General features: G+C 62.4%; 9 protein-coding genes. 1 reads left to right on the forward strand and 8 read right to left on the reverse strand.

What is annotated here, in order from left to right; all coding sequences use genetic code 11:
- Position 1: 1 nt before the first annotated feature.
- The 8 genes from ACP7BV_RS15795 to nosZ form a co-directional block, all read right to left on the reverse strand.
- Complete coding sequence (locus ACP7BV_RS15795) at positions 2 to 1,030, reverse strand: FAD:protein FMN transferase (RefSeq protein ID WP_426105139.1); 1,029 nt, start codon at positions 1,028 to 1,030, stop codon at positions 2 to 4.
- An 84-nt stretch (positions 1,031 to 1,114) separates the two neighbouring features.
- Complete coding sequence (locus ACP7BV_RS15800) at positions 1,115 to 1,546, reverse strand: c-type cytochrome (protein ID WP_426105141.1); 432 nt, start codon at positions 1,544 to 1,546, stop codon at positions 1,115 to 1,117.
- A 26-nt stretch (positions 1,547 to 1,572) separates the two neighbouring features.
- Positions 1,573 to 2,070, reverse strand: a complete 498-nt coding sequence (locus tag ACP7BV_RS15805; protein WP_426105143.1) for a nitrous oxide reductase accessory protein NosL — start codon at positions 2,068 to 2,070, stop codon at positions 1,573 to 1,575.
- A complete protein-coding gene (locus tag ACP7BV_RS15810) occupies positions 2,055 to 2,891 on the reverse strand; it encodes an ABC transporter permease (protein ID WP_426105145.1) in 837 nt (278 codons plus the stop codon). Before ACP7BV_RS15810 ends, ACP7BV_RS15805 begins: the two co-directional genes overlap by 16 nt.
- On the reverse strand, positions 2,875 to 3,804 hold the full coding sequence (locus ACP7BV_RS15815) for an ABC transporter ATP-binding protein (RefSeq protein ID WP_426105147.1): 930 nt from the start codon (positions 3,802 to 3,804) through the stop codon (positions 2,875 to 2,877). The genes ACP7BV_RS15810 and ACP7BV_RS15815 overlap by 17 nt, the downstream gene beginning before the upstream one ends.
- A complete protein-coding gene (locus tag ACP7BV_RS15820) occupies positions 3,785 to 5,056 on the reverse strand; it encodes a nitrous oxide reductase family maturation protein NosD (RefSeq protein ID WP_426105149.1) in 1,272 nt (423 codons plus the stop codon). The genes ACP7BV_RS15815 and ACP7BV_RS15820 overlap by 20 nt, the downstream gene beginning before the upstream one ends.
- 77 nt (positions 5,057 to 5,133) lie before the next feature.
- Entirely contained in the window at positions 5,134 to 7,296 is a 2,163-nt protein-coding gene (locus tag ACP7BV_RS15825) for a 4Fe-4S binding protein (protein WP_426105151.1), read from the reverse strand.
- Between the two features lie 35 nt (positions 7,297 to 7,331).
- The gene (gene nosZ / locus ACP7BV_RS15830) at positions 7,332 to 9,272 is read right to left on the reverse strand and encodes a TAT-dependent nitrous-oxide reductase (protein ID WP_426105153.1); all 1,941 of its coding nucleotides are present in this window, start codon (positions 9,270 to 9,272) and stop codon (positions 7,332 to 7,334) included.
- A gap of 280 nt (positions 9,273 to 9,552) precedes the next feature.
- On the opposite strand from nosZ, the gene ACP7BV_RS15835 reads away from it, so the two are divergent.
- The gene (locus ACP7BV_RS15835) at positions 9,553 to 10,020 is read left to right on the forward strand and encodes a hemerythrin domain-containing protein (RefSeq protein WP_426105155.1); all 468 of its coding nucleotides are present in this window, start codon (positions 9,553 to 9,555) and stop codon (positions 10,018 to 10,020) included.
- Positions 10,021 to 10,050: the final 30 nt, after the last annotated feature.

Raw genomic sequence — 10,050 nt, forward strand, 5'->3', positions numbered from 1 at the left:
CTCATCGGCTGCCAGCTTGCAGCCGCGCCTGCATGGCCGGCGTCATCAGGAAACGCTTGTCGGCGCCGATCAGCAGTACTTCGGTCAGGTGCATCTTGGCCGCCATGGCTTCCCAGTTGGCCGGGCCGGCGATGAACAGCGGCTTGGAGTTGCCGTCCGAGCGCAGCCCGGCATCCTGGCCGCCGGAGGTGATGATCGTCACCGACGCCACCAGGTCGACCGTATTGCCGGTGCGCGGGTCGATGATGTGCGGGTGGCGCGTGCCGCCGGCAAAAAAATAGCGCTGGTAGTCGCCGCTGGTGCCCATCGCTTCGTTGTCGTGCAGCGCCACGCGCGCCAGCGTGCCGTCGCCGCGCGGGTCTTGCACGCCCACGGTCCACGGCCGCGCGCCGGGCCGGCCGATGGCGATCAGGTTGCCGCCCACGTTCACTAGCGCCGCTTTTACGCCGCCGCGGCGCAAAATCAGGGCGGCGCGGTCGAGCGCGTAACCTTTGGCGTAGCCGCCCAGGTCGATCATGACGGCCCGGTTGGTACTGGTGATTACAACGCCCTGGTAGCGCAGGTCGGCCAGGCGCGGCTTGGCCGCGACCCAGCGCGCGATTTCCGCGGCGGGCGGGTCGCGCCCCTCGAAGGTGCTGCTCTGGAAGCCCCACAGGCGGATCAGGTGGCCGATGGCGGGGTTGAACAAATTGTCGGAGCGCTCGGCCAGCACCGTGGCCGATTGCAGCAGGCTGACCATTTCAGCATCGGCGGTGAACGGCTCGCCGCGCGCGATGGCGTCGTTCAGGCGCGTGAGCATGCTGGGCTGCCAGGCGTGGAATTTGTGGTGCAGGCGGTCGAATTCGGCCAGCACGGCGCGGCTCAGTTCAGCGGCGCGCTCGGGGGAACCGCCATAGATGCTGACGTCGACAACGGTGCCAAAAACGCGGCCGGTGGTGTGATGCGTGGCCTCAGCTTGCGTGCAGGCCGCCGCAAACAGCATCAGCAGCATCAGCAGCAGCGCGGCAAACAGGCTCCGGGTCATTCTCATGATACATTTTGCATTGATATGGCGCTTATTTTGTGTCATATTTTCCGCATCGTCCCCGCGCGCGAGGACGATGCGGGGTACTTATCACATTGCCTTGCTGACCATGTAATCGACCGCAGCCTTTATCTCTTCGTCCTTCAACGCCGCATTCCCGCCGCGCGGGGGCATCATCTTCAAGCCTTCCAAGGCGCTTTTATACAGCGTGTCCACGCCCTTGGCGATGCGCGGGCTCCAGGACGGCTTGTCGCCCAGCTTCGGGGCGCCGAGCACGGCTGCGCCGTGGCACGACGCGCAGTTGGCCGTGTACACCTTTTCGCCAACGGCCAGGTCGGCGGCACTGGCAACGACCACCGGTGCTGCCGATGCTGCCGGTGCCGCAGGCGCAGCGGCGGCGGGCGCGTCCACAACCGCGGCTGCGGCAGGCACTTCGGGCGCAGCGGTCGGCTCCGCCTTCTTGCCGCAGGCGCTAAGCGCGCCGACCATCAACAGCGATACCAATATACTTTTCTTCATCATATCCACCCTCAAAAACGTTAAAAAAATCAATGACGCGCATTGGCGGCCGCGCCACTCTTGTCAAGCATTGCTGCCTTCATATGGTCGAACTGCACGATCGTGCCGCCCTCCCTCTGGACAAAGGCGGCCGCCTCTTGCGCGCTTGCAAACGCGCCGAACGTCGCCCCCATCGAGCCCTGCTTCCTGCTACCCACCACAAACAGCGCATCCTTGGCCACGATCCAGTGCCCGCTTGGTTTGGCCCAGTCGGTCTTGCCCGCGTCCTGCACGAACACCGCCGCCACCTTGCGCTTGTGTTCCGGCGCGAGCAGCACGGCAAACAATTCGGTCAGGTCGCAATAATAGTCCGGCTTGCCTTCGGTGTAGTGCACTTGCGCCTTGGGACCGGGAAAATCCTGCAGCACCATGCCGTCCAGTGCGCACGCGGCGCCGGCGCTCGGTTCCTGGGCGACCGGCGCAAGCGTAGCCTCGCTGCACGCTGCAAGCACGAAGGCAAACAGGACGCACCCTATTTTGGTTGGCATGTAAATCTCCAGTGAGCGATCAAAAACGGCACCACGATCCAGGCCGCCATGATCGCCAGCAGCACGGCCGGATCGGTCAGCCGTTCCGGCATCACCGTCGCCAGGCCGTACATGGTTTGCACCTGCTCGGAACTGAAGATATTCATCAGCCGGAACACGTCGGCGGGATTGAACATCAGCAGCGCGGCAAACAGCGTACTGCCAAGGCCCCCCTGGCTCATCACCAACGCGCCCATCAGCAGCAGGTCGAAAATAAGCACGAAAAAGAACCACAGCGCAATTGCCACGCCGCTGGCGCGCACCCGGTCGAGCGCCACCACCGACACCAGCATCGAAATACTCAGGAAGGCCAGGCCCATCAGGATGGCGCTGCCGACAAAACCGGCGTAATGAAAGCCGTCGCGCACCGTCAGCTCGCTGGCCATGGGCAGCAGGCCGGCGCCAAAACCGAGCACGGTGGCCGTGGTCAGCGCCGCCGCCAGCCCCAGGTATTTGCCCAGCAAAATCTCAAAGCGCGTGATCGGCATCGACAGCATCAGTTCGAGCGAGCCGCGTTCGCGTTCGCCCACGATGGCATCGTAGCCGAGGATCAGCGCAATCAGCGGCACCAGGTAAATCACCAGGCTGACCAGGCTGGCTACCGTCACGTCGATGCTGTGAAAACCCACTTCACCCTGCTGCGAGGCGCCAAAATAGGCAATTGCCAACGCGAACAGCGCAAAAATGACGGCCACGGCCAGCACCCAGCGGTTGCGGATCCGGTCGCGAAACTCCTTGGCGGCAATCACGCGCACCTGGCGAAAATCAATGCGTTCGCGCATGCCGGCCTCCATAGCCTAGGAACAGGTCTTCCAGCGATGGCTCGCGGATCGTCACGTCCAGCAGCGCCGGCGCCATCAAGGCCAGGATGGGCGCCTTGAGCGCGGCCGGACAGCTGATGTGAGCATGGTCGGGGTGGTCGGCGTCCAGCGTCACGGTGACGCCCTCCATGTGCGCCAGCATGCCGGCGGCCAGCGCAGCGTGGCCGGGGCGCAGCAGCAGTTCGAGCGTGGACGGCAGCACATGTTGCCCGCGCAGCTCGGCCAGCGTGCCCAGCGCGGCGACCTTGCCGGCGTCCAGGATCAGCAGGCGGTCTACCCGGTCCTGAATTTCCGCCAATATGTGGGAAGTGATCACGATGGTGGCGCCGCGCGCCTGGGCGGCGCGCAGCAGCACGTAAAAACCGGCGATACCTTCCGGGTCCAGCCCGTTGGTCGGCTCGTCGAGAAAAATCAGGTCCGGGTCGCCCAGCAGCACTTGCGCAAAGCCGAGCCGCTGGCGCATGCCTTTGGAATAGGTGTGCAGGCGGCGCGCGCCGTCGCCGGCCAGGCCGACAAGCTCCAGCACGTCAGCGCAGGCGCTGCGCGTCACCCCTTTCAGGTCGGCGAACAGGCGCAGCACTTCAAGGCCGCTCAGGTTGTCGTAACTGACAAAGGTTTCGGGCAGGTAGCCGATGCGCCGGCGCACCTGGCGGAACTGCGCGCTGGCGGTGTCCACGCCGCCCACGCGCACGCTGCCCGCGCTGGCCGGCAGCAAGCCGAGCATCAGCTTGAACAAGGTGCTCTTGCCGGCGCCGTTGTGGCCGATCAGGCCGAACATTTCGCCCTTGCCGATCGCCACGGACACATTGCGCACCGCGTCGACCTTGCCGAAGGACTTGCTCACCGCGTCCAGTTCAATGGGGATGCTTGTCATTGAAGCGTCTCCATTCAGGGTTGTTCGGCCGCATGCGCGGGTGTGCTTCGGTCACGCTGGGCGCGCGCAGCACGGGAAACTGGCGGGCCACGAAGCGCAGCGTCTGCACTGCGGGACTGGTCAAGACCAGCTTGACCAGCGGATATTGCCAGTTCAAGCGGTCAACCAGGTCGCTCGCCTCGTAGGCCACGTCGCCGGCGCCGTCGCCGTCCTGGTCCCAGCCGCTGTAATTGCTCCAGTAATTGCCTTGCTTGCGGCCCCAGGCAACGTCGCGCGCGGCGACGAACTTGACCGCTTCCTCGTTGCCAATGAAGTCATTGCCGTCGACCTGGTTGTTGGAGGAACCGGCCGACAGGTGCACGCCAACCCGGTTGTTGATGACAACGTTGTTGCGCAGTACGTTGTATTCGGCGTCATACACGAAGAAACCGCGTCCGTTGGCGGCCACGACATTGTGCTCGATGATCGAATCCTGGATGGTGCGCAGCATGATGCCGTGGTCTTCGTTGCCCCAGGCGATGTTGTTGCGCACCACAAGGTTGCGCACCTCCATCAGCGCCAGGCCGCCGCGGTTCAGGTAGGACTCGTTGCCCTCCCAGGTACTGTGATTCGTATTCATATAGTGCGTACCATACCGCACATGGTGAATTTTATTTCCCCTGAATAGTGCGCGGGTCGAGATATCGACGTAAATGCCGTCGCGCGCGTGGCTGATGGTGTTGCCGATCACTTCCACATCGGCCGTGTTGTAGACCTGGATGCCATTGCCGCGCGCGGCCGACAGCAAATCCGGCTTGCCGGTGATGGTGTTGCCCGTCACCTTGGAATGGTTGGATTTTTCAAGCCACAGGCCGAACAGCGTGTTCGACAGCACGCAGTCGCGCAGCGTAAAGCGGTCGGCGCCGGGCACGACATAGACGCCCGCGTTTTGTTTGTCCAGGTCGGCGCCGCTGTCGCGGATGGCCAGGCCTTCGATGACGACATCGCTGGCCGTGACGCGGATCACGTCGCCCGTGCCTTGGGCGCTGATGACGGGCCGGCCTTGGCCGCGCAAGGTCAGTCGTTTATCGACCAGCACGTGTTCCTTATAGGTGCCTGCGGCGATGAGCAGCGTGTCGCCCGGCGCCGCCTGGGCAATGGCGGCCACGATCGATTGTCCGGGCAACACCCGCAATTCAGCGGCGCTCGCCCCGAAAGCCAGCAAAGAAAGCGCGAGCAGCGTAGGTCGGACAAGCGAAGCGCGTTCCGACATGTTCGCGTCGCGTCGACGCACGTCGGAAAAGGGGGCCGCCCAGGCCTGCGCTTTTCCTACGGTTCGCTTGCCGCCCATCACGGAGCCAACTCTCCTGCCCGGTTTGCCAATGCATCCTTGACCGATTCGAGCTTGATGAAATACCCGCCCGCATCAATGGCCGTCAATGCCTGCCCATTCTTCTCGCGCCGCTTGCGCTCGCCCACCAGCGGCGGACAGGCATGGTCGTCGTAATACAAAATCATGCAATCGAGGCACAACATGCATTCCATCTGGTCGATATTGCCGGCGCTATCGATCGCGTGCGAACCGCAACCGGCAGCGCACGCATGGCAGGTCGTGCATTCTGCTTTGCGCTTGAGCCCAAACAGGCGGAACTTGCCCGGCAGCGCCAACCCCGCGCCCAACGGGCACAGGTATTTGCAATACGGGCGCTCGCTGAAGAATGACCAACCCAGTATGCCGCCAATAAAGATCCAGAACGGCCACGACCGGTTCCACACGCCCACGATAAAGGTGGTCTTGAACGGCTCGATCTCGGCCAGATGCTCGGCCGTTTCCATCGAATAAAACGACACCCCGAGCAACACGGCAAAAATCACATACTTTAGGTACCTGAGCTTGTCATGCAAGGGCTTGGGCAACAATTTTTGATACTTCTTCAAGCCAATGACCTTGCCGATGCTCAGGGCCAGTTGCTGCAGCGAGCCAAACGGGCACAGCCAGCCGCAAAACACACCCCTGCCCCACACCAGCGTGCTGATGATAATGAACCACCAGAACAGGAAAATGTAAGGATCGGACAAGAACAATTCCCACTTCCACTGGTGCAGCACGGCATGGAACCAGGTCAGCACTTGCGTAATGCTCGGCTGCGCCTTCAGGTAAAAGCCCAGGAACACGACGCTCACCAGCCACAGCACATGGCGCGGGCGCTTGATCCACGGCTTGTGCTTGCGCGACGAAATGCGCACCAGCGTGTCGCGCTGCGAATACATGACGGCAGTAAAGGCGAGCACGAACAGGAACAGACCGATCTCGACCTTCTTGCCGCCCCAGATCGCCTTCCACACTGCCTGCGGCAGCTCGACCCTGGGACGTCCGCCCACCAGGTAGCGCGACGGCAGCCAATATTGTTTGTCAAAGTGCACAAACGTCTTGGCGCCGCTCTGCCCTTCAGCCTTGTTGGCCAGGAAAGTGAGCTGCCACGGCCAGGCCGGGTTGAAGTTCTCGGAACGGACGATAAACACGGCCGATTCGGTGAACGCGGGCGCGCCCTCGGCTTGAATGCCGTACAGGTTCTGGTAGTCGGTATCGCGGAAGGTAAAGCTTTGCGGATCCTGGCGCACCTGGATGCGGTCGTAGATGCCGCCGCGCACGTAACCGGACCCCTTGAAGGAGGCGGCGCCGCTGGCGATGATGAAAATGGCCTGTTCGTTTGGCTTGAGTTCATCCATCAGGCGCCGGTAAGCATGTTCGCCCAGCACGCTGATGCCGACGGACGGCACGTTCAAGTGTCCGAAATGCATGTCGATGTACGGTCCGTCGCCCTCGAGCCCGACTTCTTTGGGCGCCACTTGCAGGTGACTAACGCTGCCCTCGGCCAACAGTTGCTCCCAGCTCAGCTTTTCATTCAGCGGCGTATAGCGCGCCGGCGGGCGCACTTCGCTCTTGAACATGCCGACCTGACGCCCGATTTCATAGGCGCTGCGTGAAATGACCTGGTTTTCAGCAATCACGGTGACGGTGGCGCCGCTGATGGCGTCCAGCCCCACCGCGCCGTTGGCCGTGTCGCCATGGCCGATTTCCAGCTTGGCGTCGCCGCGCTGGCCGACATATTGCGCAATGAATTTAAGGAGTGTGGATTCGGGAATGCCGGCCAATAAAATCGGCTCGGAATGCTTGAGCACGCGCACGCCGGTGATCAGACCAGCCGTGTCCATGCCAATCAGGGTAACGATGGGTTTGCCGGAATAAGCGGGAATGTCGACCACATCGGTCGACAGGAAAACATAGCCGACGAGGTGCTCGGCCTTGTCGGGGCCGGCGCCGAAGGCTTCGACATAGCTCGGCCGGCCCTTGCGTTCAGAAAATCTCGTTGCCTGCGGCATAACGTCGCGGCACGGCGCTTGCGCGCACAAATTTGCGCCGTGCAGCAATTGCTGCGACAGCTCGGCATCGTAGACGGTGGCGCGCGCCGCGCCCCCCGCCAGCATCGACAGCAATGCCAGCAGCGCCATACACCATGGCCAGGGCGACAGTACGCGCATAGGCCTTACGCTTCCACCAGCAAACGGCTGCGCATTTCGAGGTGCAATGCGTGGCAGAAGTGGGTGCAGTAAATCCAGTAGGCGCCGGCATGCTCGGTCTTGAAGGTGACCGAACGGGTTTCCTGTGGATTGACGATAAAGTTAATGTTGTGATATGGAATCGCGCAGCCGTGGGTCAAGTCTTCGACCTTGTCAAAGTTGGTCAGCGTCAGCGTCACTTCGTCGCCCACCTTGACCTTGATGATCGGCATGCTGAACGCCGGCGCTTGCGACATCAGGCGCACATGCACCTTGTTGCCCTTGCGCTCGATGCCGGCGGTTTCTGCCGTGACAGCGTTCGGGAAGTCCGTCATCACCGACACTTGCTTGGTCTTGACGAAATCGCGGCGCACGATAATGCCGTCATGCGGCTCCGGGTAGGCCGTGTGGTCCGCCACGAGCACCATCTTGGCGCCGCTGATGTCGAGAATCTGCTCGGTTTCCGGGTGCAAGGGCCCCACTGGCAGGAAGCGGTCTTTCGAAAACTTGTTGCCAGAGTTAAAGTACTTGCCGTCCGCATCCTTGGTTTCACCCATGGAACTGTAGCCGTGGCCCGGCTGGTAGTGCACGTCGGCACGGTCGAGGATCGGCTTGACGGTCTTGTCGCCCTTGAACTGGGCAATTGCCATGTCCACATTCCATTTGACGACCTGGCTGTCCAAAAACAGCGAGGTGTAGGCATTGCCCTTGCCGTCGAAGGCGGTGTGCAATGGGCCCAGGCCAATTTCCGGCTCGGCAACCACGCTGTCGCGCGGCAGCTTGAGCGCGCCGTCGAACCATTGCAGTACCTTGGCCAGTTCGATCACGGTCGCCGTTGGCGAGAGCTTGCCGGCGCAGACAAAATACTTGCCGTCAGGGCTGGCGTTCACGCCGTGCGGGTTTTTGCCGACCGGGACGTAGCAGGTCAGTGCCGTTTTCGGATCTTCATTGGCGGCCTTGCGTCCGTCAACCACGGGCACCTTGGAGCTGCCGATGGTCGTAAAGGTGCCGGCCTTGATCATCGCTTCGATACGCGCCACGTTGAAGAACACGCAGGCGTCGCGTTCGGCGGCCATCATGCCGGCCAGGTCAGCAGCGCCTTCGGTGTTGTACTGGGTGGCGGCAGCGAGCTTGCCGTCATAGGACGTGGCAAGCAACTCCATGTTGCCGTCGATGCGGCACTGCCAGCGCACTTCCATGCTGGCCGCGTCAACGCAGGTGAACAGGCAGCCCCATTTCGATGGGTCGTCCAGGTCGCGTCCGTCGTTTGGCAGCGGAATGTGGAATTCGGCGCCGCAAAATACGCGCGTGGTGTGATTGATGGCGGCGTCGACCGGGTCGCGCTTGTCCGGGAAAATACCGTGGAAACCCATCACGTTCGGAATCGACGTGATCTTGTCGCATTCCATCGTGTCCATGCGGATACGGGCCAGGCGCGAATGGATCTTGTCGTTCACGAACAACCAGCGGCTGTCGTAGGTGCCGTCCTTGTAGCTGCCGTGCACGTGGTGGGTGTCGCCGGTGGTGTACTGCAGCGTGCCGTCGGGCTTGGTGCCCATGACTGCCTTGGACTCGTTGGTGATGCCCCAGCCGACCATGCAGTCGGTGTTAAAGACGGGAATGCGCTTGAGCGTGCGGCCCGATGGCAGACCCAGTACCCGCACTTCGCCGCCGTGACCGGCGCTAATAAAAGCGTAATAGGTATCGAGCTGACCCGGGGCGACGTGGCTGCCGTCGGCGGCGCCCTTGGCGGGTACCGGTGCAGCCTTGCCTGCAACCGTTTCTTCCTTGCAGCCGGCCAGGCCGAGCACGGCGCCGGCGCCGGCCAGGCCAACCATGGCGCTCTTGCCCAGAAAGCCGCGGCGGCTGGCTGCAACGCTGGCTACAACTTCGGTCGTGCTGTCGTTCGAATCTTTTTTGTTGTCCATCAGTATTCTCCTAGAGGTGCATTGGCGGGCGGCCTTGCTGCGGTGCAAGGCTATAACCAGAAGAGTGTATGGAGCACGTTTGAAATTTCCTATTCGCACTATGGTTATCGCATCTCGCAGAGTGCTTAGACGTACTAGTCTTTTAGAACTATACGAATGCCAGAAGGACGGCAAAAGGACGGCAAATGGCACGCGGGGTTATTTTCCTTAAAGTGGATTAAGGATTTTGGCAGCAGGTGCGGGCGACAATGGCGCATCGCCAATCGGCCGGAGAATGCGAATGGATACGCTGGGCAACTACCTGACGCACGATCATGCGCGCTGCGATGCGCTGTTGCGGCGCACGCAGCAGTCCGTTGGCGCGGCCTGCTGGCCCGATGCACAAGAGAACATGGCTGTCTTCCAGCATGGGCTGGAACGCCATTTGCTGATCGAGGAACAAATCCTGTATCCCGCCTTTGAACTGGCGCTGGGGCGCGCCGTTGCACTAACCGCCACCATGCGCACAGAGCATTTGCGCATCCGGGCCGTGGCGCAGCGCCTGGCCGATGCCGTCGCCGCCTTCAGCGCTTCTGCCTTCGTCAAGCATGCCGAAGCCTTGCTGCTGACACTGCACCAGCACAGCGAAAAGGAAGAAGGCGTGCTCTATCCCATGATGGAGCGCGTGCTGGCGCGTCGCGGCCCGGACCTGCTGGAGGCCGCGCGCGCATTTGGCGCTGGCGAGCAAGTGCGGGCAATCGCACGCTGACGGCGCAAGCGATCGCCGCCGTGCCGCGTG

The organism is Massilia sp. TSP1-1-2 (assembly GCF_049896185.1).
In the GTDB taxonomy this organism is placed as follows: domain Bacteria; phylum Pseudomonadota; class Gammaproteobacteria; order Burkholderiales; family Burkholderiaceae_D; genus Telluria_A.

What these genes read in the sequence shown, in the direction of transcription:
- ACP7BV_RS15795 (WP_426105139.1), bottom strand. Translation starts at nt 1,030, where the DNA reads ATGAGAATGACCCGGAGCCTGTTTGCCGCGCTGCTGCTGATGCTGCTG.
- ACP7BV_RS15800 (WP_426105141.1), bottom strand. Translation starts at nt 1,546, where the DNA reads ATGATGAAGAAAAGTATATTGGTATCGCTGTTGATGGTCGGCGCGCTT.
- ACP7BV_RS15805 (WP_426105143.1), bottom strand. Translation starts at nt 2,070, where the DNA reads ATGCCAACCAAAATAGGGTGCGTCCTGTTTGCCTTCGTGCTTGCAGCG.
- ACP7BV_RS15810 (WP_426105145.1), bottom strand. Translation starts at nt 2,891, where the DNA reads ATGCGCGAACGCATTGATTTTCGCCAGGTGCGCGTGATTGCCGCCAAG.
- ACP7BV_RS15815 (WP_426105147.1), bottom strand. Translation starts at nt 3,804, where the DNA reads ATGACAAGCATCCCCATTGAACTGGACGCGGTGAGCAAGTCCTTCGGC.
- ACP7BV_RS15820 (WP_426105149.1), bottom strand. Translation starts at nt 5,056, where the DNA reads ATGTCGGAACGCGCTTCGCTTGTCCGACCTACGCTGCTCGCGCTTTCT.
- ACP7BV_RS15825 (WP_426105151.1), bottom strand. Translation starts at nt 7,296, where the DNA reads ATGGCGCTGCTGGCATTGCTGTCGATGCTGGCGGGGGGCGCGGCGCGC.
- nosZ (WP_426105153.1), bottom strand. Translation starts at nt 9,272, where the DNA reads ATGGACAACAAAAAAGATTCGAACGACAGCACGACCGAAGTTGTAGCC.
- ACP7BV_RS15835 (WP_426105155.1), top strand. Translation starts at nt 9,553, where the DNA reads ATGGATACGCTGGGCAACTACCTGACGCACGATCATGCGCGCTGCGAT.